We start from the raw sequence: 23,203 nt of genomic DNA, 5'->3' as shown, positions 1-23,203 counted from the left end.
TCTTTCCTATTACTTTTTTAGCTGGTTATCGTGCGAAATAACCAGAAATACTGTTATGCTTTTTATATTGGTTTATTAGTTTGTGATGTGTTTATATGGAATAGTTGAGGCTAAAGCCAACGCTGGTTCCGGGAGTACGGAAATACTGGGGCTTATATATGGGTTTGCCGGCAAAGATGTCGTAATACCATTGTCCGCCCGCTTTGATTTGCCCTTTAAAGCCGATTACGGCTCCGGCCAGTGTTTTTCCTAGCTGCATCTCGGTGGCTGGTTCGGCTACGTGACCAACATCCAGTCCCAGATATACTTGTTGTCCTGCTTTGTATTGCCAGTTTAGGTTATTGTTCCAATACCAGCCTCGTTCTCCCATCAGGCTCATTTCGCCATTAAAACCTCGTACGGTATAGCGCCCGCCTATGGAAATTTGGTCTTGGGTGATTAATGGGGTTTTGTTCCACTGGCCGTGAAAGTTGCTGTCATAGCTTAGGTGCTGTTGTCCAATGTTGAATGGCCATTGTATGCCGGCATCTATGCTGATGATTTTCATGCGTGAGGTGCCTTCGCCAAATTCTTCTTCGGGCGCACGTAAGCTGTTACTCGCACCAGTGCCGCGTTTGTAGCCTATTCCTAAGTTGAGGGTGGCGTTGCCGATATACTCTTGATGGTTCAGGTTGACTGTCCAGCCAGCTGTCCGCCGTTGCTGTACTTCGATTTCGGCATCATTGATGAAGTTGTGCGATTCTCGTCGCCATAGCTTGGCGGTTATGTCTGTTTTGCGGTGACTGTTGCGGTATAGCATGTGGGTAATGCCTATATCGGTATTGTCGCTGTTACCACTATAGTCATAGTTTTCGTTATATCCGGCTACTGCCTGATGGTAACGGTAATGGTTACGGTTATAGGCGATAAGCCAGTTGCCTACCGGTATGGAATAATGCAGTGCATAACCATGGGTTCCGCTGCCTGTTTTGCCATCATCGCTGAAGTAGCTGTCTTTGCCGCCCAGATCATGGTTGTAGTTGACATAGAATAAATCACTTAATCCTAATGGGTTATCTACCGATAAGGTGGCACCGCCTTGATAGCGCCCAGTTGAATGGCTACCGGAATCGTCTACGCTGAGGCTTAAACGTAAGGGGACGGTGCGCTGAGCCCAGCTAATTACGATATCACTCTGGTTGGGTTCTTCTGCCGGTTCAATCTGGATATCAGCTTCGGCAGTTGGTACTCGACGCAGGTTTTCCAGTCCTTGCTCCAGTTTCCGGAGGTTCAATATGTCTCCTGCTCTGGCTGGAAATTCATTCCGTATATGGCGGATACGCCCAATATGTGTAGTAGCAGCATTGTCCAGATTATAACGAATGGCATGGATGCGCCCCGGTATAACACTTAGTTGTAATTTCCCGCTGCTTAGGTCTTGCGGACTGGCCAGAATACGGGTGGTGGTATAACCACGTTCAATGACGGCATTTTGTGCCAGTGTCATGAGTTGATTAACCCCCTTGGCGCCCAGACACATGCCGGGCGTGAAATGACTCTGACGAATGGCTTTTTTTAGAGCAAATTGGAAACGGCCTGCTTCTTCTCCAATCAGGCTAATGCTATCAATAGCAAAACAGGGATTCTCGTTTGTAATCAGTTTACTTACCTGAGCCGGGTTTTCTTCTTCCGGCTGCAAACGCACTTTTACATCCGGCTGCATTTGCTGCTGAAATTGTTGCTGACGCTGCTGCTCGCGAATAATCTGCTGTTGCTGCTTGCGTTCGAGCTGTTCTGTCACTTCAGAAGTAGGCGCAGCATAGGCATGTAACAGACTGCTGCCCAACAGATTTACTAAGAGGGCAAGTTTCTTGATGTGCATTTTATGCTTATAGATTAGTGTTAATGTTAGTAAATTTTAATGGCATTATGTATTAATTTCAACTTAGTGCGCTATTGATGAATGACTGTATTCGGTTGGGCAATGTGTTGATTGATGTTGAAATCTAGTTGGATAAATGATAAATGGGATAGAAATATATTCTAATCTTTTGGTTTTATTATTAAAAAATTAGTTGTAATTTTAAATTTACTGTTATTGAAATAGGCCGTTTTATGGGGAACAATTATGAGAGAAGTTAGTTTTTTATGTTGATTTCTACTAATTTTTTATTATGATATTGTATATTTGTTCTATATTTTAGTATTTATTAGTTTATTTTATTTAATTTTAGCAATATTATTGTTTTTTTATTTGTATTAAAGAAAACTTGAATCTGTACACGCAAAATCGGTTAAAAAAACGGCCGGTTCAGATATTAAACCGGCCGGTGTCTGTACTAATGTAACTTTGGTCTGTACAGGCATTTTGCTAATTGAATTAATAGAATACTTTAAAGCGTTCGGTGTCATCAATAAAGGTTTTTTCGGGGAAAGGTGCTTCATTGGAACCGAAAGGCATCATTGCACGTAGTTTCCAGCTGGCTGGTATCTGCCATTCTTTGGCGGCAGCAGCATCGGGCAGCGGATTGTAGTGTTGCAAACTGGCTCCGATACCGGCGTTGGCCAGAGCTGACCAGACTGCAAACTGGGCAATGCCACTACCCTGCTCTGACCAAATGGGAAATTGCTCTGTATAGCTGGGATATTGCTGTTGCAGGCTGGCAATGGTTTGCTGGTCTTCGTAAAATAATATGGTACCTATGCCGGCAGCAAAGCTGTTGATTTTGGCTTCGGTAGGTGCAAATTTGTCGGCAGGCACTATGGCACGCAATTCATTCATGACAATCTGCCAGAATTTTTCACTTTGCTGGCCAAATAGAATCACGACGCGTGAGCTTTGGGAATTGAAAGCAGATGGTGACAGTTTAACAGCCTCTTGTATTAGTGCTGTTATTTCTTCCGGTGCCTGTGAGACATTTCTGCCCAGTGTATATTGGGTACGACGTTTTTCGATGGCTTCTATCAATGCGTTGTTCATTTTATTTCCTTTATCATTTTGTAATTAAATTATTGATTTGAATCAAACATACATTGCTATATTAGCGGAAAAATATCAATCTACCCAGCCCTGTCTACCCGTGTAACTGATTTCGATTTTTGACATTTAATTATTTTTATTGCTTTATAAACAGTATGTAATAAATGGAAATAGCTGAATTTTGCTATGATAGCGGTGGTTCTGGCTGGTGGTTACACTGGATTTCTTCACAGGAATTGATTTTTTCAATCTGGCAGATTCGGCAAAAACCATACAATAAAACACTGTTTTTAATATATTTTTTATGATAATTACTATTATTTAATCAGGTATATTACTTCTGCAAGGATTATGGCTGCCTGTTTTAGTAGGTTAGATAATGGCGTAAAAAGGCGGTAATGGTGATGCTAAATATCACTGTAGGCAATAAGGAAAAGCGCCATGCCAGTAATATGGTGATGATTATTGATAACAGATTGGCCGGATGAGTAGTGGCAAATGCTGGAGCAATGACTGCTATCAGTACACAGCCGGGAATGGATTCAAGTACTCTGGTCAGGCGCGGGCTTAGTGCACGCTTGCGCAGGAGCAGATAACCGCTGATTCTGGTTAGGTAAGTAACCATTGCCATAGCCAGAATAGTGAGGAAAGCAGATAAATCAATCATAAGGTGTTATTATAAATGCTACAGTTAGGCCAGCCAGCATACCCAAAAGAACATACCATGCTCCGGGCAGAAAACAATAGCTGATAATCGCAACCAGTAAACTAACCAGCCACGGAATGGCCATTTTAAAACCTTTCCACATGCCTTTGAGTAACACCAGAAATACTGCTACAAAGGCCATATCGAAACCGTAGTGGGTAACATCGCCAATTATTGGGCCGATAAGTGCGCCTATTGTAGTAAAACCTATCCAGCCCAGATACAGGCCAAGGGCTGTACCTAGATAAAAATAATAGCTGAATTTCTGTCCGGGTGAGTTTTTGGTATCGGTCAACGCCAGTGCCCAACTTTCATCGCACATAAAAAACAATGCAGATATAACTTTGCGTTTGGGCAAGTCTTTTAAATAAGGGGTAAGTGCGGCACCCATCAGAATATGACGGCTGTTCACTAGTAATGTCATCAGTGCTATCAGAAATAAATGTGGCGGTGATGTCCATAGGTTAACGGCAACAAATTCAGAACCACCGGCAAAGTTAACCGCGGTAAGCAGTGAAATTTCACCGGTACTCATGCCTTTCTGGATTGCCTGAGCACCTAAAACCAGTGAAAATGGAATAAAACTCAGCACAACAGGCAAGGCGGTGATTAAACCTCTTTTGATTTCATGAGCAGGTGATGGTACGGCGGTTGACGACACTACTATGTGCTTTCCTGTGTGCGGTTAAATATGAAGAATTATAAAGATCATACTATATATCGTAAACAGGTTTAATTACTCATTATATGTATTAAATACAATTTAATTGGTCAAAAGATATTAGCAACAATATTTCTTTAATTTCTAATATTTGTGCTTATTATGAATGGTAAAGATGAAAATCAATATTTGTGTAGATGTAAAAATTTAAGTGGTTAATTTTAATATATTCATCGAACCAGTTATGGGTAATCATTGATACTGGGTCGGATTTTATCACTTTACTATGTATTTAAAATGCGTTTCCTGTATTTGATGATAAATCCTTTTAATAAGAAATCATTTCAACAGTTGGATAAGGTATTAATTAAATTCTTTTTGCTGTCTAAAATATCAGGTTTATTTTCTGCCATAAAAAAGACCAGCCTAACAACTGCTGGTCTGTGGGTTGTTTACTGATAGTAATGGACGATATTAAGTAAATCCGAGCGTGACATATCGCCGGGGTTGTTGCCGGGCTGGCCTTCGGGAATAGGAATGCCCATTTTTTTGAAGTGTTCTACCCAGTATTCCGGGAATTTACCAGTATCTTTGGATTTGAAAGTCATGGCGCGCAAGGGGAAAACTTCTTGTCCGTGATTGGCTTCTTTGAATATCTGATAGATTAATTCGGAACAATAATACTGATCGTTGCGGATATCAAAAGCATCATCGTATTTTTTACCTACTTTCTGGCGCGCATGAACTAAAGCAGAAGGAATCAGTGGCTGGTAAGCTGCTTTTAATCTGCCTACCACGGCACGGGGCTGGCACTGTTTTTTCGGATGCAGATATGTTCGCAGTGGGGTAATTTTTACGTTGGGATGTGTGGCCTCGATTACATAGTATTGGCGGGGTGTTTTCTGCCAGACAATGCCAACATGGGTAAAATTATATCCTTCCAAACCGCTGGTTGCGGCTTTGATGGCACTATTCATGCCGCCATCGCAATCTTCCAGAAAGATAAGGTCACCATTATGTACGTGAAAGGGCTTCTGTGCATAAATGTTCAGACTGAGCAGCAGGCTGAACATAAATGCCAGCAATAACTGGATGTATTTTTGGTTCATGTCTGAACCCTATATTTTTAGTAAATAATGGTTAATTATACAGAATATGTCATTATTAGCCAGCATTAACCATACTGAGGCAATGTGTGCAGGCTGGTGATCAGTCTACGCTGACTCCGCGCTTGCGTTGAAAAATTCGATAACTGGCAGCAAATGCAGCAATGGCAGCTCCTATCAATGCCCCACCGATAAACATGGAAACCAGATCAATGGTTTTGCCCACATCCAGACTATCCAATACCTGTTTGGCATTCAGCTTCTGGCTGCTAGGGCTGCTCATGCCTGCTATCATATGGCGGTTGTTGCACTTGGGCAGTAAAGCGGCTTGGTCAGCGGGCTGTGAATAGGTTTGTCTAACCGCAGCTTCACATTGCTGTATCTGTGCCGGTGTTACCAGATTAAACCAGCCACCGATATATAATCCGCCAGCCAGCAGACAGGCACCCACAATGCTCACCATTATGACGGAACCTCTTTTCTGCTCTGCTGTTGGTACAGAATTTTTTCTGTTTTGCTGTTGTTCGGCTTGACGTTTGATTTGACGAGTTTTGTTACTCATTTGCGCTCATTTCGTTGCGACAAATTTTGGGGAAATATTTGGTTAACAAGCATCTGGCTGTATCAGCCACCAGTTATAAGAACCAAAATGTGGATAATCAGGTAGTCTGATGCTGAATGATACCTGAAGCTGCCTGCACTCGGCTAATTTAGTGTAATGATTTGGATAAACAGTTAGTGACTGGCTTTCGGTGTTGTAATTAGTCTTGCAGGAATTTGAGTTTAACGCCAGCTTTGGTTTTTGCCAGCATTTCGCTGACGTTTTCTCCCAGATGCAAGGCCAAGCCAATGGTGAGCATATCAATTACCATTAGCTGTAACAAACGTGAAATCATCGGTGTATATTTTTCGCTGTCTTCGGAGGTAATAACGCTAATCACGCAATCGCAGGCCTGGGCTACCGGTGAACCGGCGCGGGTAAGACCGATAACTTTGGCGCCGTTACTTTTGGCTATTTTTATAGCATCAAGTAAATCGCGTGAGGAACCGGAATGCGAAATGACTACGAGTACATCCTGAGGTGACAGAACGGCTGCTGCCATCAGCTGCACATGGCTATCAGTATAGGCTACTGTAGACAGGCCGAAGCGAAACAGTTTGTGCTGTGCATCCATTGCTACAATGCCGGAATTACCAGCTCCATAAAATTCGATACGGCGGGCTTTGGCCATAAGTTTTACGGCATTATCTAAGTCAGCGGCATTAAGCGATTTACGGCTGCCCAGTACGGTGGCCGCGGTGTTGGCGATAACTTTGTTCAGCACATCCTGCATGGAATCAGTGCTATTCAGTTCTTCATGCACATAGGGCATACCTTCGTGGCCAATGCTGGCAGACAGGTTGAGTTTGAACTCTGAAAGCCCGCTATAGCCCATGCTGCGACAAAAACGGATAACAGTAGGCTGGCTAACCCGGGCTTCTCTGGCAATATTGGCGACAGCAGCATGCACAAACCATTTGCTCTGGGCGAGGACACATTCTGCCACGCGGCGTTCTGCTGAGGATAATTCGGGTAATTTCTGGCTGATTTTGGCTAACATTCTACTCTCCGGTTTTGTTGGTGCAACAAAACAGGAAGGGAAATATGTGTGTTAACTACATGCATAATAAACCTGCTGATTTCTCTTGTATTGCACGTTTATCCTAATCATGCACATAAACAAATGCAATATCTTTGGTGCGAATGAACGGTGCCGATATGGCCATTAAACTGTGATTAGTTTTGTTATAAGGTTAGGTATGATTTATATACGCAGCTTTTCCTAAACTGTTTTTCTGCCATCTCAGCAATGATACTGGCTTAATGCGTTGAATATAATATCGAGCAGGCGCTGGTTATCCACACGTTCCATGACATTGACAGGCTGATGGGTTACTTCAGGCATGCCTACGGTGAGTCTTAAGGTGCCTTCTTTCCAGCGGCGGCTGCTGGCACGGGTACAGTCTCGCGCAGTGGATACGTCAACAATATAAGGTGAGCTGGTAACAATATCGCTGTCTATCAGTTTGGCCACGCATAAAACATCATGAATCCAACAGCCGGGCAGACGACGGGTCTGGATGGAATAGTCCATCCATGGACGTGAAGTACGCACGATAAAATCGGTAAGTGGATTGGCAAAACTTTGCAGTTTATCCAGATCCTGATGGGTAAGCATGGTCTGGGTAGTAACATCCAGAGGTGCCAGTGTAATATTGGCACCGCTTTCAATCACAATTTTGGCCGCTTCAGGGTCTACAGCAAAGTTGGTATCTTTAAGATAGCCGTCCAGTTGAAAGACACCACCCATGATAACGATTTCGGCAACTGAACGGGAAAAATCCGGATATAGTTGAATGGTATGGGCAATATTGGTTAACGGGCCGATGGCTACTACGGTGATTTCGCCAGGATTGCTGCACACTAGTTCGCCAATCGCCTGAGCAGCATGAGGTGCGCTGTGGTCGTTGAGTGCGGGCAATGGCGGCAGGCTATCCCATAAGGACAACAGCCCCTGTTTGCGCACATTATTGTCCAATTGCTCACGCCATGGGGCGGCTGGCTCAATCAGCGCTTGTGCTGCACCTTTAACTACCGGTATATTTTTATTCAGCTCTTGCAATAGCTGGCGAGCTACCTGATAGCCGGTATCGCGTGGTGTGTTGCCGGCCACAATGGTAATAAGCTCAAGTTTGATTGAATCTGCGGCCAGTGCCAGCGCCAGTGCCAGACCATCATCAACATTTGCACCTGCAATGCCATTACCGGGATCACAGTCAATCACGATGCGCTTCATAAGTATCACCTATGCTTCAATGGTAACGGAGTCAGTAGCTGACTCCGTTATATACGTTTCAATCAGTTTATCAAAGCGATTAAATGGCGTCTTCTACTGCATTCAGGTCGCGTCCGCGGGTTTCCGGAGCAAAGAATGTGGTGAAGAAACCAATACCGGCCATGGCTGCAAAGTATATGGCAATCGGCCACCATGTATGATAATGGCTAAGTAATGCTGAGGCGACTAATGACGCAGTGCCGCCTGAGAGGATACCACCAAGTTCTTTGGCCAGTGCCATTTTGGAATAGCGGTTACGCACACCAAACATTTCCACACCATAAGCTGCCTGTACACCAAAAATTCCCAGTGAAGCCAGACACATACCAATAACAATAATACTGCCTACAATAAAGGGATCACGGGTTTCCAGAAACATATAGGCCGGAATAGCATACAGCATCAGCAAGAAACAGAACCAGCGGTATACAATGCGGCGACCAAAACGGTCGGACAACCACCCGGCTAGTGGAATCACCAAAAAGCCCAGTAGTGAAGCAACGAATACCGCAGTGGTGGCAACTGTTTTAGCAACACCGAGAGATTTGACTACATAGCCGATTACAAACCCCTGCGCGAGGTAAGATGGGCCGTTTTCGCCAATACGCAAGCCCAGCATCACAAAAAAGGCTTTATTACGCGCCCACAGGGAAGTTTTTCCAGCTGGTTTATCGGCTGCTAACTGGGGAGTAGTTGCGGTTTGTAATTGTTTTAATTCTTTTTGTTCCTGTTCGAAAACAGGGGTTTCACGTACATGCCGGCGGATAAGGGTTGCAGCAATGGCAATCAGGGCACTGAGGATAAATGGAATACGCCAGCCCCAATCAAGAACAGCAGCATCATCAAGCTTTAATACCAGCAGCCATACCGCAGAAGCAATCAGTGTACCACTGTTGGAACCAATGCCGATTATGGAAGCAATCAGACCACGTTGTTTTGGCGGCGCATACTCACCCAGCATAACCGTAGCACCTGAAAGCTCGGCACCGGCACCAAAGCCCTGTACAAAACGTAACATGACTAAAATCAGAGGAGCCCATATGCCAATGGTGGCATAGCTGGGAATAAAGCCAATCAGGGTGGTGGAAATCCCCATCAGGGCAATAGTGGTTACCAGTACGAATTTCCGTCCTTTACGGTCTCCGAGCCGGCCAAAGAAAATGGCGCCAATCGGGCGGGCAATAAAGCCAACTGAATAAGTGGCAAAACTAGATAAGAGGCCAATTGCGGGGTCTACTTCTGGAAAAAATACATCGGTGAAAACCAGACTTGCGGCAAGGCCATACAGGGCAAAATCCACATATTCCATGGTGGTTCCAAGCCAGCAGGAAAGTGTTGCCTTAATAAATTCCAGTCGTCCTTCGGGGGTGGCTAAACGCTGTTCAGCTGCGCTCTGCTTATGGCTGTCAACTGACGATTGTAAGTCACTCATTCAAATATCCTATGGTTACAAATCAGGGTAATACTACTTAGAAACAAAAGGTTAAAACAAAATTTCCAGCACAAACTTGCTGCCTATATAAGCCAGCATCAGGCTGACAAATGACACAATGACCCACCAAGCCACTTTTTTTCCGCGCCAGGCCTGTGTATGGTGTCTGAACAGGATAACCAGATAGATTAGCCACGACAGTAGGCCAAATACCGTTTTATGGTTAAAACGTGCAGGTTCACCAAATACAGCCTCGGAAAATACTGTGCCACTGACAACCGCAATGGTCAGAAGCACGAATCCCGCCTGCAAACCGTGAAACATCAATTTTTCAATCGCCAGCAGTGGCGGCAGGAATGATTGCTGCGGTACGGTTTTATGCCGGTGCAGATAATGGTTGCGCACCAGCATCAGCATAGCCAGCAATGTGGTGATGCCAAATAGGGCATACGCCAGCAATGCCGATAAAACATGTATCATGAATGCACTGTTGTGCATCGGGTATGCAGTAGGCTGTCCCGGCAACAACCAGGCAATCAGCAATACCACTGCCGAACAGGGAAACAGCGCCAGCTGCAACCCCTGTAGTCGATAGCGAAAACTGCCCACCCAATACAGCATCACCATTAGCCAGGTAATGAGATTGAGTGCATGACCAAACCCCACCAGCAGCACGCGTTGCTGTAACATTGGCTGCCATACCACAAAGGTATGCAGCAACAATACCAGCAGCAACATTGATTGCTCACCGCGCAACGGATAGGGTACATCAGTATGGCGTTGCCAAAACCGCCATGCCAGCACAGAAAGGACGGCATAGGCAAGAATAAGCACCAGCAGCAATAAGCTCATGATTTTTCCGCAGCAATAGCGCGCCAAATTTTGGCGCGCATAGTGTAAAATAGGCATTTATTTATTACTATGCCTGCTCCGAACCCGGGCAGGCATAGCAACAGGATGCCATTTTATAACCAAATCGCTTCTTATCCTACCCATTTATTGCGTCAATTACTGACAACAGACAATTTTCACCCAACATACACAGGCTGCTTACAAATAGCTGGAGATGGTTTCGATGCTAGACAATTTATCAGATCGCTTTAGTAAAATTGCGAAAACCCTGCGCGGACAGGCGCGTTTGAGTGAAGACAATATTAAAGATGCCCTGCGTGAAGTACGTATGGCACTACTGGAAGCAGACGTTGCTCTGCCAGTTGTAAAAAATTTCATTGCTTCTGTAAAAGAACGTGCAGTTGGGCAAGAAGTCATTGGCAGCCTCACGCCGGGGCAAGCTTTTATCGGAGTGGTGAATGACGCTCTTACTGAGCTGATGGGCACTCAGAACAGCAGCCTGAATCTGGCTGCGGTACCGCCAGCCGTTATTCTGATGGCTGGTTTGCAGGGAGCTGGTAAAACCACCACCGTAGGCAAACTGGCACGCCTGCTGAAAAACGAACAAAAGAAAAAAGTGCTGGTGGTTTCTGCCGACGTGTACCGGCCGGCAGCGATTGAACAGCTAAAATTGCTGGCACAACAGGTTGAGGTGGATTTTTTTCCGTCTAATGAAGGTGAACAACCAGTTATTATTGCTCAGAATGCACTGGATCATGCCAAAAAGCATTTTTACGATGTGCTGATGGTGGATACTGCCGGCCGGCTGGCTATTGATCAGAAAATGATGGACGAAATCCAACAGATTCATGCAGCGATTAATCCGGTGGAAACCCTGTTTGTAGTGGATGCCATGCAAGGGCAGGATGCTGTGAACACGGCACAGGCCTTTAATACCACTCTCCCCTTAACCGGTGTAGTATTAACGAAAATGGACGGCGATGCCCGTGGTGGTGCCGCCCTGTCAGTACGCCATGTAACCGGCAAACCGATTAAATTTATCGGTGTAGGCGAAAAAATCAATGGCTTGGAACCATTTTATCCTGATCGTCTGGCTTCACGCATTCTCGGTATGGGCGATGTACTTTCGCTGATTGAGGATGTGCAAAAAGGTATTGATGAAAAAACCGCACAGCAGATGGCGAAAAAGCTGCATAAAGGCAAAGGTTTTGACCTGAATGACTTTAAGGCACAGATTCAGCAGATGCGTAAAATGGGCGGGATTGAATCTATTATGTCCAAATTGCCCGGCGACATGGGACAAATGGCTAAGCAGGTACCAGAAGGTACGGCAGAAAAAGCCATGAGCCGTGTAGAAGCCATCATCAATTCAATGACCGCCAAAGAACGCGCCAATCCATTGTTGATAAAGGCCAGCCGCAAACGCCGCATTGCCAATGGTGCCGGTGTTACCGTGCAGGAAGTGAATAAAATGCTTAAACAGTTTGAGCAGTCACAGAAAATGATGAAATCATTTGCCAAAGGCGGTATGGGTAAACTGATGCGTCTGGCTAAAGGTATAAAAGGTATCATACCGCAATAATCTAAATCTTCCATGTACTGCCTGAATTGAGAATTCAGGCAGTTTTTTTATTTCTGCTATCTGCCTAATTTTCAGCAGATGGTGTTAATTCAATATTTACATATTTATATCTTTATTGTAAATTAATGAGGACAGTTGGTTATTTTTGTTTAATCACCCTGCCTAAAAAGGAGTAGTATTATGCGTAAATTTGATGATAAAGGCTTTTTTTGAGCCAACTAGCAAACGCCGCAAAGGTTTCCCATCCGAAACCAATGTTAAACGCGGACTGATACGGATTGTACATGGCGATAAAGTCCTGCATGAAAAACTAGGGCGCAATGATCGCTGTCCATGTGGATCTGGTCGTAGCTTTCAGAAAATGTTGTCTGAAAACAGGCTGCTTTCGATGGCAGTAACAGACATGACTACTTCCGTTGATTTCTGCCAGTAATTACTGTGGCTGATTAAATCAACTCTTTAATTCTTATCCCCCTTATCCAGATTATCTTTTCAGGATACAGGGGGATTATTAATTGTTTTGCCTAGCCGATTTTATCAGCAAATAATCAACAGACACGGCAAGCGAGATAGGCCGACACAATTATCAGCTGATTACCAGACTAATTTAAACTGCGCCGCACTTCACTTTCATTTATATAGAGTGACATACCTTACCGACAAATAATTATTTATCCAATTTACCCTCATGCGCCCATAACAGGTAATTTTCTACCATATTCAGAAACTGACAAAAGCGCATCGTCTTAAACCATGTATCAACGCATGGGTTATAATCAGAGTCTTATTTTTTGATTTTTTCCCAATCCATAACCATGTTAAACACCCAATATTCTCCGAGTGAAATTGAAACCCGTTTATATCAGCAATGGGAACAGCGCGGCTACTTCGCGCCATCACTGGATTTAAGCAAACCTTCCTTTGCCATTCAGCTGCCGCCACCAAATGTTACTGGTACGCTGCATATGGGACATGCATTTAACCAAACCATTATGGACGGCCTGACCCGCTATCACCGCATGAAGGGCGAAAACGTATGCTGGATTCCCGGCTCCGACCATGCCGGCATAGCAACCCAGATTGTGGTAGAGCGCCAGTTGGCAGTGGAAAATATCTCCCGCCATGATTTGGGTCGGGAAGCATTCATTGCCAAAATATGGGACTGGAAAAAATTCTCTGGTGGCACCATTACTGAGCAAATGCGCCGTGTAGGCTGCTCAGTAGACTGGAACCGTGAATATTTCACCATGGACGATGTTCGTGCCGAAGTGGTAACCGAAGTATTTGTGCGCCTATTTGAGCAGGGACTGATTTATCGTGGTAAACGGCTGGTAAACTGGGATCCTGTACTGGGTACGGCAGTATCTGATCTGGAAGTGGAAAATATTGAGGAAAACGGCCATATGTGGCATATCCGCTATCCACTGGCTGATGACCCGAATAATGCCCTGATTGTAGCCACTACCCGCCCCGAAACTTTACTTGGCGACGTGGCCGTAGCCGTACATCCCGATGACGAACGTTATGCCAGCTTTATCGGCAAACAGGTGGTACTGCCATTATCCGGTCGCACCATACCAGTGATTGCCGATGAATATGTGGATAAAGATTTTGGTACTGGCTGTGTGAAAATCACACCAGCACACGATTTCAACGACTACGAAGTCGGTAAACGCCATCAGACCGTACTAATTAATGTATTGAGTCTGGATGCCAAAATTCTGCCTCAGGCAGAAGTGTTTGATTTTCAGGGACAGGCACAGACAGCTATCGACCTGCCAGCACAATATGCTGGTATGGATCGTTTTGCTGCACGCAAACAGATGGTAGCCGACCTTGAAGCTGAAGGTTTACTGGTTAAGGTGGAAGAACACAAGTTGATGACCCCCAAAGGCGATCGCACCGGCAGCGTCATTGAACCGATGTTGACCAGTCAGTGGTTTGTGGCCATGACCCGCAGTGCCAATAATGATGTTACCCACCCTGAACCTGAATCAGAATTCAAGGGCAAAACCTTAACCGAAAAATGTATCCATGCAGTAGAAAGCGGACAGGTACGTTTTATTCCGGAAAACTGGGTAAATACCTATAACCAGTGGATGAACAACATTCAGGACTGGTGTATTTCCCGCCAGCTATGGTGGGGACACCAGATTCCGGCCTGGTATGATCAGTCTGGCCGCGTATATGTTGCACGCAATGAAGCCCAAGCACGGGCACAGGCCGGAGCAGATGCAATATTAACCCGAGATGAAGATGTGCTGGATACGTGGTTTTCTTCCGCACTGGTGCCCTTCTCTACTCTGGGCTGGCCGCAAGACACCCCCGAATTGCGGGCATTCCTGCCGTCTCAGGTACTGGTAACCGGCTATGAAATCATTTTCTTCTGGGTAGCACGCATGATTATGATGACTACCCACTTCACCGGTAAAGTACCGTTCCATGATGTTTATATACATGGCATGGTGCGCGACCATGAAGGCAAAAAAATGTCCAAATCGGAAGGCAATGTGATTGATCCGGTGGATTTGATTGATGGCATTGATCTGGAAAAGCTATTGGTAAAACGTACTACTGGCCTGCGCCGGCCAGAAAAGGCACCGCAGGTAATCAAAGCCACACAAAAACTGTTCCCTGACGGTATTCCAGTATTTGGCGCCGATGCACTGCGCTTTACCATGGCCAGCTATGCCAGCCTCGGCCGCAGCATTAACTTTGACTTTAAGCGCGCCGAGGGCTATCGCAATTTCTGCAACAAACTGTGGAATGCCAGCCGCTTTGTGCTGATGAATATTGAAAACCACGATTGCGGACAGGATGAAAGCCTGCCATTGAGCTATAGTTTTGTTGATAAATGGCTACTGACCCGTCTGCAACAGACCATCACAGCAGTAAGCGAGGCGCTGGATACCTATCGCTTTGATATGGCTGCTCAGACACTGTATGAATTTATCTGGAATGAGTACTGCGACTGGTATGTGGAACTGGCCAAAACCCAGCTCCAGCGTGGTGATGAAATGCAGCAGCGAGCTACACGGCGCACGCTGGTACGGGTATTGGAAGTGGTATTACGTTTGCTGCATCCGATTATGCCTTTTATTACTGAAGAGTTGTGGCAGACCATCGCACCTCTGGCCAATGCAAAGCATACTGATAGCATCATGCTGGCAGCATGGCCGCAGTCAGACAGCAGCCTGATTGATACTGACGCGGTAAACCAAATGCATTATTTGCAGGAGTTGGTTAATTCAGTGCGTAACCTGCGCGGTGAGATGGGGCTGGCTATGAGTGTTAAAGTGCCGCTGCTGGTAGAAAGTACAACAGATTTGGGTACATTATTGCCTTATCTACTGCTTATGGCACGTCTGAGTGAAGCCAGACAGATAACACAATTACCGGAAGGCGATGATGCGCCAGTAGCAGTATGTCAGGGTGCACGCCTGATGCTGAAAGTTGAGGTAGATAAAGCTGCCGAAACTGCACGTCTGCAAAAAGAAGCTGAAAAGCTACAGAAAAATATCGATAAGATTGCTGGCAAACTGGCCAAACCGGGCTATACCGATAAAGCACCAGCACATTTGGTAGAAAAAGATCGCAGTGAACTGGCACAATTGCAGGACCGAATGGCCAAAATCAACTTGCAGCTACAAAAATACCGCTAATTAAATTATTGATATTTTCATAGCAACCACCAGACTATCAGCATCTGTACAAGCTGGAAACACTGCCATTATGTACATATCCGCTTAGTCTGGTAGCTTTTTTCTACCAGCCAATAATATTCTAACAATCGGCACAAAAAATAAATTTTTATTTTAAAACAACAATCTAAACAACCACAATATATGTGATTTGTATTTAATTTACACATAATTATTTAATTTTATAATAATTATATGTAAAATTCAGAAATAAGGAATTATGTTTTTGGATTATTATTCCAAAAAAATATGGACTGAATATACTGAAAGATTGGAGCAACAAGATGGTAAATACATCTAAATACTCATCCCTCAACATCGTTCTGATTCAGACACGTGAAGCATTACTTTCTCATTTTCGCCCCATGCTAAACGATATTGGTATCACCGACCAGCAGTGGCGTATTACTCGTTTACTGGCAGAAAATGGTATTATGGATTTTCAGGAGCTGGCCAAACAGGCATGCATTCTGCGCCCAAGCCTGACCGGTATTTTAACAAGACTGGAAAAGCTAGGCTATGTAGTTCGCCTCAAACCCTCTAATGACCAGCGACGGGTATTTCTCAAGCTAACACAGGAGGGGGAGAAGCTGTATGAAAATTTCTGTGTTGCAGTAGATGCACGTTACAAAGTACTGGAACAACGCTTCACTCAGGAAAAACTGCAACAACTAGGCAGTTTATTGAAAGAATTTACCAATATCGCCGTTGACAAAGAAGAACAAGAAACCTGACACCATGAATCAATCATCTTCAGCCACGGCTTTGCAATATCGGGAAGCCATGTCAAAAGTTGCCGCAGCAGTACATGTCGTCACCACAGAAGGCCACGCCGGCCGTTATGGCATTACCCTCACTGCTGTCACCTCAGTAACAGATACCCCTCCCACACTATTATTATGCATCAATCGCAATGCCCGCATTCAGCCGATTCTGCGAGCCAACGGACAATTGTGTGTCAATATTCTGGCTGCTTCACAGCAGGATGTAGCTGAGCACTTTGCAGGCATGACATCCATTCCGGCTACCGAGCGCTTTTTACAGAACGAATGGCAAAAACATCATCATACTACTCAGCCGCAGCTAGTAGGAGCTCTGGCACATTTACACGGTCGCATTATCGACAGCCATGATATGGGCAGTCATAGTGTGTTTTATGTAGCCATTGAGCATATCAATATCAATGCACAGGAAAATCAGGGATTACTGTATTTTCAACGACAGTTTGCTCAAACTGCTACACCAATATGTGAAACAGGCTGCGTCTGAATCCTTTTCCCATCAAAGTGGCTGTTTCCAAATGTCAGCACAGATAAACTAAACGGACTGTCCATACAGGTACAGCCCGTTATAGTTGGCAGCAGTATTTATTTTACAATCTGCACCAGCTCTCCCGCTGCATAGCGAGTAGCCATTTTTTCCAGAGAAACTGGTTTAATCTGACTGGCCTGCCCGGCAGCACCAAAAGCCACATAGCGGTCGATACATACTTGTTTCATCGCTTTAATGGTTTCAGTAAAGTATTTGCGCGGGTCAAATTCTGCCGGATGTGTAGCCAGAAAACGGCGAATGGCACCAGTACTGGCCAAACGCAAATCGGTGTCAATATTTACCTTGCGCACGCCATACTTAATTCCTTCCACAATTTCTTCCACCGGCACGCCGTAAGTTTCCGGAATACTACCACCATACTCATTGATTACCTGTAACCATTCCTGTGGCACCGAGCTGGATCCATGCATCACCAGATGGGTATTGGGCAGGCGCTCATGAATTTCGCGGATACGGTCAATACGCAATACATCGCCAGTTGGCTTGCGGGTAAATTTATAGGCACCATGGCTGGTACCAATAGCAATGGCCAGTGCATCTACACCAGTGTCCTGCACAAAGCGCGCTGCCTCATCCACACTGGTGAGCATCTGGTCATGACTAAGTTTGCCGGCAGCACCGACACCATCTTCTTCGCCGGCTTCACCAGTTTCCAGATTGCCCAGACAACCGATTTCCCCTTCAACCGATACCCCGCAGGCATGTGCCATGTACACAGTTTTACGAGTAACATCCACATTGTATTCATAGGTAGAAGGTGTTTTAGCATCACTCAGCAGCGACCCGTCCATCATTACTGATGAAAAGCCCAGCTGGATGGAACGTTGGCAAACTTCTGGTGAAGCACCGTGATCCTGATGCATTACTACCGGAATATGCGGAAATTCTTCAATGGCCGCCAGAATCAGATGGCGCAGGAACGGTGCGCCGGCATATTTACGCGCGCCAGCACTGGCCTGCACAATCACTGGAGCGTTAACTTCATCGGCCGCTTCCATAATCGCACGCATTTGTTCTAGATTATTGACATTAAACGCCGGCAGGCCATAACTGTTTTCCGCAGCATGATCAAGTAATTGGCGCATAGAAACTAAAGCCATGAGGTTCTCCGTGTGTAACTTGGCAATAATAGGTAAAAATTCGGCGCAATTATACCACCATGCACCGTATTTGTAGGCATGAGCATATACAGTTCAGCAAATCAATGCCTAAAAAAACTCTGGTTAAAACAGTCGCAGGAATTACTGAAAAAAAATGATTCGTTCGCGCTGTACAGTTAGCGGCAGCCAGTCCCCTGTATTCACTGCCTGATGTATTGGCAGCCACCAGCGCAATATCCCATATTGCGGATGCAACAGTTGCACATCATACAATCTGGCGGTTAAACATACCTCAGTTACCTGTACCTGCACACCATTCTGCGGGTCATATTGCAGCGCATTCTGCGGAATATAGCAGGTATCACAGACATTATCGCAACCCAGCAGACGCGCAGCCCAAGCATCTACCGGCCGTGCCAGCAATTCAGCTGCCTTGCCCTGCTGCACCCAGCGACCATGCCTGAGCAGACAAATGCGGTCAGCCAGCGCAAAGGCTTCCAGCGGGCTATGGGTAACCAGTATAGCCGGGCATTTCTGCTGGCGTAACAAATGCAAAGTTAATTGCTGCAAACTAGCACGCAGAGTAGTATCCAGCGCAGAAAAAGGTTCATCCAGCAGCAATGCCTGTGGTTGCAGAATCAGTGCCCGCGCCAGCGCCACCCGTTGCCGCTCACCACCAGATAACACCCCTACCGGCTGAGTGGCTGCTTCAGCCAGCCCCACCTCAGCCAAAAGCTGAAGCGCCTGCTGCCGAGCATGAGTTTTGCTTACTCCATGCATACGCAGACCAAAAGCAACGTTCTGCCATACATTCAAATGCGGCAATAAAGCATAATCCTGAAACATCAACCCGATACGACGCTGCTCCGGCTGCAAAAAAGTAACATCAGCGTCATTGATAAATATCTTACCGCTATCCGGCTTAACCAGACCAGCAGCCATATTCAGCAAAGTTGACTTACCACTACCGCTTTCACCCAATACTGCCACCAGCTCACCATCGGCCACTCGCAAACTTAAATCTGCCGCCACCACCTTATCAGCAAACTTTTTATTAATCTGTTGCCAACTCAGCATATGCTTTGCCTCTTTTTGTCCTTACTCCATTCCAGCAAAGCAAAAATCAGCATTGCCAGCAACATCAGCAGTAAGGTCAGCACCATTGCACGATCATAATTATCACGGCCGGCTGTGCTCAGATAATGATAAATCAGAGTGGTTAACGTCTGCCATTCTGGCCGTGATAAAAACAGAGTGGCGGCAAACTCCCCTACACAAGTGGCCGCCGCCAGCGCCACCCCGCGCTGCATAGCCGGCCGTAACAGCGGCAAAATCACATACAGCAACACCTGTATACGACTGGCTCCCAAAGTCCTCGCAGCCTGTGTATAACTGTGCGGCAGACTGTCCCACGCTGCCAGCACATCCTTAGTAATAAACGGATAGGCAAGCAACGCATAGGTACATACCAGCATACTTAATGATGCCGTCCAGCCCGGATAGCATAATAACAGCCCAAACGATACACATACCGGCGATACCATAAACGGTAGAAACGTCAGGCTGCGTACCCACGCCAGTCGCTGTGCCAACGCCGCATGAGTAAAACCCAGCAGCAAGGCTAACACCATCGCCATCAACGTAAAACGCAAAGTATTGAGCAGAGCCAGCCATGTAGTGCTTTCCAGCAATACCAGCCACGAACTGCCGGCCAGTACAGCACGCCAGCCAACTGCCAGCAGCGGCAACACGCAACAGCCCAGCAACAGCAGCAATGCCAGCAATAATCCCAGTTTCTGCCGTGCGGTTGGTATTTGTGGAGGCAGCATCTGCACCAGAGCCGTTTGTGCCGTATATTTACTCAGACAGGCATACACAATACCAGCAACAAAAGTCGTAGCCAGCGTCCACAACACTAGTACACCAGCTTGTGCCATATCCAATTCATAAGCAATCAACTGATAAATCTGTACTTCCAGCGTAATGTAATGCTCGCCACCAAGCAATAAAGCCAGACCAAAACCAGAGAAACAGTACAAAAACACCATGCACACACCACCGGCCAGCCACGGCAGCATCTGTGGTAACTCAACACAAATAAAACGCTGCCACACACCTGCACCTAAAGTCTGTGCCGCATACAAACGTGTCGCCGGTACCTGACACAAGCCCTGATAGGCTGCACGCACCATTACCGGCAAATTAAAAAATACATTACCATATAACAACAACCACGGCGTTCCTTCCCAGCCACGCCACAATATCCCCTGTGCTCCGAACAGCGCCAGAATACCCACTCCCGCTACCAGCGTTGGCATCACAAATGGCAGCATCAGCAAGCGCAGCACCCAGCTTCGCCCAGCAAACTGCAAACGGGTTACCGCCCACGCCACCGGCACTCCTAGCAACAAAGTCAGCCCACTGCTGATGACGGCCTGCAAAGTCGTCCAGTCCAGTAAACGACGCATATAATCGTCCTGCCATACCATCCGAAAACTATCAGCATTCGTTTGCTGCAACATCGTCCATAACGGCAACAGCACCACTGCCAGCAAAAAAAGCAACGGCGTTAGCAATAGCAGCCCCAACGGCAGCCTTGACTCCAAATTACCAGCTTTTACTTCAATGGCGTTTACATTCATATGCACCAGTTATTACCTTTAAACCCACCATCTACACAATCAAACAGGGCATAACCATGCCCTGTTTGATTCCCTAATCTATCAATGGCAAGCAGCCTTATTCCAGAATAGCTTCCATCATCAGCTTAGCGCTGTACCACCTTAACCCACTGTTTCACCCAACTTTGCTGTTTTGCAGCCATATCAGCCATACTCGGCTGAGCCACAGTAGTAGGAATACTCACATGGCGATATACAGCAGGAAGCGTCACCCCCTTCACAGCCGGATAAACCCACATTGACATAGGTATAGCACTTTGCACCTGATTACTTTGCAGATATTGCACCAGCTTTGCCGCTAGTGCCGGCTGGCTTGCATTATTCAGCACCGCAGCACCTTCAATCTGGCGGAATACCGCACCCTTAAAGCGCAGATCACCAGTTGGCGGCGTCTGGTACTTGCCTTTACCGTAATACACCTCTGCCACTGGACTGGAAGCATAGCTCACCACCATCGGCCGACTGCCACCATTCAGAGTAAAATCAGTATAATAGGCCTCACTCCAGCCTTTCGCCACCTTTACCCCGTTCTGGCGCATTTTTGCCCACCACTGCCAAGTACCCTGTTCCCCTAAACCACCAATATTTGCCAGCAGAAACCCCAGCCCCACAGTCGAAGTGGCCGGACTGGGTACCACCAGCAAATCCTTGTAGGCCGGACCGGCTAACTCTTCCAGCGAACGCGGTAAAGGTTTATTGTGTTTTCGGAACCAGGCCTTATCATAATTAATGGTAATATAGCCATAATTCACCGCCAGCGCCTGCGGCAAATCCACACTCACCGCACGGCTGACCGGCTGACTGGCTGCAAATAGCTTGAATTGCTGCGCCTTACTGATATTACTGTTATCCAGACCATATACTGCATCAGCAATCGGCTTGGCTCGTGTCAAAATCAGCTTATTGAGCATCTCATTGCCACTGCCAACCTTAATCAGAGTTAACTTAACCTCATTATCCTGCTCAAACTTCGCCAGAACACTTTTCGGCAAAGCAAAAGAATCGTGCACCGCCAAACGCACCTCAGTCTGTGCCTGTGCCCATACTGCCGCCAGCATGCATAATGCCCCGATTAACCACTTACCAGCCTTCATCCCAGCCTCCAGCAAACCAAATTAACTGTATCCTGTATACAATCATACCTGTTTTACGCGTACATAGTAAAAACCTGACGCCAACTTACAAACCATGACAACACATTACTGGCTATTCGACCTTGACAATACCCTGCATCAAGCAGATGCAGGCATTTTCAGCATTATCAATCAACACATGACAGCCTATCTGGCTGCAAACCTACACATAGATAGCACAACAGCCTCACAACTGCGTCAGCAATACTGGCAGGACTACGGCGCCACGCTAGCCGGGCTCAGACTGCACCATCCAGAAATAGACCTACATGACTTTCTGCTTGCCTGTCATCCACTGGCACAGATTCTGCCCCTATTGCAACCTATGCCACAGCTACAATACACACTGGCACACCTGCCCGGGCACAAAGTGGTTTTTTCCAATGGCCCCAGCCATTACGTACAGGCACTGATCAGCGCCATGCAAATCCAGCAACATTTCCATGCCTTGCTTGGCACAGATAACATTGAGTTACACCACAAACCCCATCCTCAAGCCTACCACAACCTATGCCGGCAACTGCATATCCGGCCACAACAGTGTATTATGGTAGACGACAGTCTGGCCAACCTGAAAACCGCACACAAAATGGGTATGCGTACCGTATGGTATGGAAAGCACAGCCACCCCACACATGAAACCAATGCCGCAGTCCCAGATATGAGCAGCCTGCTGCACATCGCCCCAGACCTACTGGGCAGTGCTATACGCCAGCACACAAATTCTCTACAATAACAAATTGTAAATTACCAACCAAAAAGGACAAAGCCATGCGTGCCGGACTCTGTTTATTATGCGGTTTACTGATTCTCAGCGGCTGCACATGGGAAACCTATCAGGACGCCACCGGACAAACCAAACTGCGCCAGAAATACGAACCGGGTACACGAGTGGTATATCAGGATGGCACCTACTCGCATAACATGCGCTACAACAGCATGCGACCCGAGCCTCATGTCATAAAGCCCAGCGTAGGCGATACCAACGAACAACTGCCTGCACACACACACTGGGTTAATACCGACAGCAGCACTGAATAATCCAGATACACCCGTACAGGGCTGCCGGAGTCAGACATGAA

Annotated in this window: 21 protein-coding genes; 7 read left to right on the top strand and 14 right to left on the bottom strand. The window is 46.2% G+C overall.

The genetic code is table 11. The annotated features are described in order from the left end of the window. Positions 1 to 91: 91 nt before the first annotated feature. From BHC51_RS07100 to BHC51_RS07055, 10 genes are all read right to left on the bottom strand, one after another. Positions 92 to 1,861 (bottom strand): ShlB/FhaC/HecB family hemolysin secretion/activation protein, encoded by a 1,770-nt coding sequence (locus BHC51_RS07100; protein WP_100153647.1) that lies wholly within the window; start codon positions 1,859 to 1,861, stop codon positions 92 to 94. Positions 1,862 to 2,359: 498 nt separating this feature from the next. After that, positions 2,360 to 2,959, bottom strand: coding sequence for a nitroreductase family protein (locus tag BHC51_RS07095; RefSeq protein WP_100153646.1), 600 nt, complete (start codon positions 2,957 to 2,959; stop codon positions 2,360 to 2,362). 364 nt (positions 2,960 to 3,323) lie between these two features. After that, the gene (locus BHC51_RS07090; RefSeq protein WP_100124328.1) at positions 3,324 to 3,626 is read right to left on the bottom strand and encodes an AzlD family protein; all 303 of its coding nucleotides are present in this window, start codon (positions 3,624 to 3,626) and stop codon (positions 3,324 to 3,326) included. Further along, the gene (locus BHC51_RS07085) at positions 3,619 to 4,326 is read right to left on the bottom strand and encodes an AzlC family ABC transporter permease (protein ID WP_218966393.1); all 708 of its coding nucleotides are present in this window, start codon (positions 4,324 to 4,326) and stop codon (positions 3,619 to 3,621) included. The genes BHC51_RS07090 and BHC51_RS07085 overlap by 8 nt, the downstream gene beginning before the upstream one ends. Before the next feature lie 452 nt (positions 4,327 to 4,778). Continuing rightward, on the bottom strand, positions 4,779 to 5,435 hold the full coding sequence (locus BHC51_RS07080) for a YiiX/YebB-like N1pC/P60 family cysteine hydrolase (protein ID WP_218964608.1): 657 nt from the start codon (positions 5,433 to 5,435) through the stop codon (positions 4,779 to 4,781). Positions 5,436 to 5,535: 100 nt separating this feature from the next. Further along, a complete protein-coding gene (locus BHC51_RS07075; RefSeq protein WP_100099812.1) occupies positions 5,536 to 5,994 on the bottom strand; it encodes a hypothetical protein in 459 nt (152 codons plus the stop codon). Positions 5,995 to 6,193: 199 nt separating this feature from the next. After that, positions 6,194 to 7,033, bottom strand: coding sequence for a MurR/RpiR family transcriptional regulator (locus BHC51_RS07070; protein WP_100099811.1), 840 nt, complete (start codon positions 7,031 to 7,033; stop codon positions 6,194 to 6,196). Between the two features lie 243 nt (positions 7,034 to 7,276). Then, positions 7,277 to 8,269: a nucleoside hydrolase gene (locus tag BHC51_RS07065; protein WP_100099810.1), complete on the bottom strand. Its 993-nt coding sequence runs from the start codon at positions 8,267 to 8,269 to the stop codon at positions 7,277 to 7,279. 79 nt (positions 8,270 to 8,348) lie between these two features. Continuing rightward, on the bottom strand, positions 8,349 to 9,740 hold the full coding sequence (locus BHC51_RS07060; protein WP_100099809.1) for an MFS transporter: 1,392 nt from the start codon (positions 9,738 to 9,740) through the stop codon (positions 8,349 to 8,351). Between the two features lie 51 nt (positions 9,741 to 9,791). Further along, on the bottom strand, positions 9,792 to 10,592 hold the full coding sequence (locus BHC51_RS07055; RefSeq protein WP_100099819.1) for a cytochrome C assembly family protein: 801 nt from the start codon (positions 10,590 to 10,592) through the stop codon (positions 9,792 to 9,794). 223 nt (positions 10,593 to 10,815) lie between these two features. Here BHC51_RS07055 and ffh point away from each other — a divergent pair, with 223 nt between their 5' ends. The 5 genes from ffh to hpaC all read left to right on the top strand — a co-directional run bounded on the left by ffh (position 10,816) and on the right by hpaC (position 17,144). Next, the gene (gene ffh, locus BHC51_RS07050) at positions 10,816 to 12,174 is read left to right on the top strand and encodes a signal recognition particle protein (protein WP_100136446.1); all 1,359 of its coding nucleotides are present in this window, start codon (positions 10,816 to 10,818) and stop codon (positions 12,172 to 12,174) included. Between the two features lie 193 nt (positions 12,175 to 12,367). After that, the gene (locus BHC51_RS07045) at positions 12,368 to 12,607 is read left to right on the top strand and encodes an SEC-C metal-binding domain-containing protein (protein ID WP_100099807.1); all 240 of its coding nucleotides are present in this window, start codon (positions 12,368 to 12,370) and stop codon (positions 12,605 to 12,607) included. Positions 12,608 to 12,989: 382 nt separating this feature from the next. Further along, positions 12,990 to 15,836 carry a valine--tRNA ligase gene (locus BHC51_RS07040; RefSeq protein WP_100136445.1) on the top strand — a complete coding sequence of 949 codons (2,847 nt, stop codon included), beginning with the start codon at positions 12,990 to 12,992 and terminating at the stop codon, positions 15,834 to 15,836. 323 nt (positions 15,837 to 16,159) lie between these two features. After that, positions 16,160 to 16,609 (top strand): homoprotocatechuate degradation operon regulator HpaR, encoded by a 450-nt coding sequence (gene hpaR / locus BHC51_RS07035; protein ID WP_100099805.1) that lies wholly within the window; start codon positions 16,160 to 16,162, stop codon positions 16,607 to 16,609. Positions 16,610 to 16,613: 4 nt separating this feature from the next. Then, positions 16,614 to 17,144 (top strand): 4-hydroxyphenylacetate 3-monooxygenase, reductase component, encoded by a 531-nt coding sequence (hpaC, locus tag BHC51_RS07030; protein ID WP_100124333.1) that lies wholly within the window; start codon positions 16,614 to 16,616, stop codon positions 17,142 to 17,144. A 98-nt stretch (positions 17,145 to 17,242) separates the two neighbouring features. On the opposite strand, the gene fba is transcribed toward hpaC, so the two are convergent. The 4 genes from fba to BHC51_RS07010 form a co-directional block, all read right to left on the bottom strand. Further along, positions 17,243 to 18,307: a class II fructose-bisphosphate aldolase gene (gene fba, locus BHC51_RS07025; protein WP_100099803.1), complete on the bottom strand. Its 1,065-nt coding sequence runs from the start codon at positions 18,305 to 18,307 to the stop codon at positions 17,243 to 17,245. A gap of 141 nt (positions 18,308 to 18,448) precedes the next feature. Continuing rightward, positions 18,449 to 19,384 (bottom strand): ABC transporter ATP-binding protein, encoded by a 936-nt coding sequence (locus BHC51_RS07020; RefSeq protein ID WP_100124334.1) that lies wholly within the window; start codon positions 19,382 to 19,384, stop codon positions 18,449 to 18,451. Further along, positions 19,378 to 20,949 carry an ABC transporter permease gene (locus BHC51_RS07015; protein ID WP_100153644.1) on the bottom strand — a complete coding sequence of 524 codons (1,572 nt, stop codon included), beginning with the start codon at positions 20,947 to 20,949 and terminating at the stop codon, positions 19,378 to 19,380. The genes BHC51_RS07020 and BHC51_RS07015 overlap by 7 nt, the downstream gene beginning before the upstream one ends. A gap of 125 nt (positions 20,950 to 21,074) precedes the next feature. Then, positions 21,075 to 22,082: a thiamine ABC transporter substrate-binding protein gene (locus tag BHC51_RS07010; RefSeq protein WP_100124335.1), complete on the bottom strand. Its 1,008-nt coding sequence runs from the start codon at positions 22,080 to 22,082 to the stop codon at positions 21,075 to 21,077. Positions 22,083 to 22,176: 94 nt separating this feature from the next. On the opposite strand from BHC51_RS07010, the gene BHC51_RS07005 reads away from it, so the two are divergent. Beyond that, entirely contained in the window at positions 22,177 to 22,857 is a 681-nt protein-coding gene (locus tag BHC51_RS07005; protein ID WP_100124336.1) for a pyrimidine 5'-nucleotidase, read from the top strand. A 35-nt stretch (positions 22,858 to 22,892) separates the two neighbouring features. Further along, positions 22,893 to 23,162, top strand: a complete 270-nt coding sequence (locus BHC51_RS07000; RefSeq protein ID WP_100099798.1) for a spore cortex protein — start codon at positions 22,893 to 22,895, stop codon at positions 23,160 to 23,162. The last annotated feature ends 41 nt before the right edge of the window (positions 23,163 to 23,203 follow it).

This window comes from Snodgrassella alvi (assembly GCF_002777745.1).
Classification (GTDB): Bacteria; Pseudomonadota; Gammaproteobacteria; order Burkholderiales; family Neisseriaceae; genus Snodgrassella; species Snodgrassella alvi_D.
The sequence above is the reverse complement of the archived record's forward strand: the minus strand, read 5'-3'. Positions and strand labels throughout refer to the sequence as shown.

Bases quoted from the DNA above. Each gene is read 5' to 3' on its own strand.
- BHC51_RS07090 (WP_100124328.1), bottom strand. From the start codon at position 3,626: ATGATTGATTTATCTGCTTTCCTCACTATTCTGGCTATGGCAATGGTT.
- hpaC (WP_100124333.1), top strand. From the start codon at position 16,614: ATGAATCAATCATCTTCAGCCACGGCTTTGCAATATCGGGAAGCCATG.
- BHC51_RS07055 (WP_100099819.1), bottom strand. From the start codon at position 10,592: ATGAGCTTATTGCTGCTGGTGCTTATTCTTGCCTATGCCGTCCTTTCT.
- BHC51_RS07010 (WP_100124335.1), bottom strand. From the start codon at position 22,082: ATGAAGGCTGGTAAGTGGTTAATCGGGGCATTATGCATGCTGGCGGCA.
- BHC51_RS07100 (WP_100153647.1), bottom strand. From the start codon at position 1,861: ATGCACATCAAGAAACTTGCCCTCTTAGTAAATCTGTTGGGCAGCAGT.
- BHC51_RS07065 (WP_100099810.1), bottom strand. From the start codon at position 8,269: ATGAAGCGCATCGTGATTGACTGTGATCCCGGTAATGGCATTGCAGGT.
- BHC51_RS07070 (WP_100099811.1), bottom strand. From the start codon at position 7,033: ATGTTAGCCAAAATCAGCCAGAAATTACCCGAATTATCCTCAGCAGAA.
- ffh (WP_100136446.1), top strand. From the start codon at position 10,816: ATGCTAGACAATTTATCAGATCGCTTTAGTAAAATTGCGAAAACCCTG.
- BHC51_RS07000 (WP_100099798.1), top strand. From the start codon at position 22,893: ATGCGTGCCGGACTCTGTTTATTATGCGGTTTACTGATTCTCAGCGGC.
- BHC51_RS07080 (WP_218964608.1), bottom strand. From the start codon at position 5,435: ATGAACCAAAAATACATCCAGTTATTGCTGGCATTTATGTTCAGCCTG.
- BHC51_RS07075 (WP_100099812.1), bottom strand. From the start codon at position 5,994: ATGAGTAACAAAACTCGTCAAATCAAACGTCAAGCCGAACAACAGCAA.
- BHC51_RS07015 (WP_100153644.1), bottom strand. From the start codon at position 20,949: ATGAATGTAAACGCCATTGAAGTAAAAGCTGGTAATTTGGAGTCAAGG.
- BHC51_RS07040 (WP_100136445.1), top strand. From the start codon at position 12,990: ATGTTAAACACCCAATATTCTCCGAGTGAAATTGAAACCCGTTTATAT.
- fba (WP_100099803.1), bottom strand. From the start codon at position 18,307: ATGGCTTTAGTTTCTATGCGCCAATTACTTGATCATGCTGCGGAAAAC.
- BHC51_RS07060 (WP_100099809.1), bottom strand. From the start codon at position 9,740: ATGAGTGACTTACAATCGTCAGTTGACAGCCATAAGCAGAGCGCAGCT.
- hpaR (WP_100099805.1), top strand. From the start codon at position 16,160: ATGGTAAATACATCTAAATACTCATCCCTCAACATCGTTCTGATTCAG.
- BHC51_RS07005 (WP_100124336.1), top strand. From the start codon at position 22,177: ATGACAACACATTACTGGCTATTCGACCTTGACAATACCCTGCATCAA.
- BHC51_RS07020 (WP_100124334.1), bottom strand. From the start codon at position 19,384: ATGCTGAGTTGGCAACAGATTAATAAAAAGTTTGCTGATAAGGTGGTG.
- BHC51_RS07045 (WP_100099807.1), top strand. From the start codon at position 12,368: ATGATAAAGGCTTTTTTTGAGCCAACTAGCAAACGCCGCAAAGGTTTC.
- BHC51_RS07095 (WP_100153646.1), bottom strand. From the start codon at position 2,959: ATGAACAACGCATTGATAGAAGCCATCGAAAAACGTCGTACCCAATAT.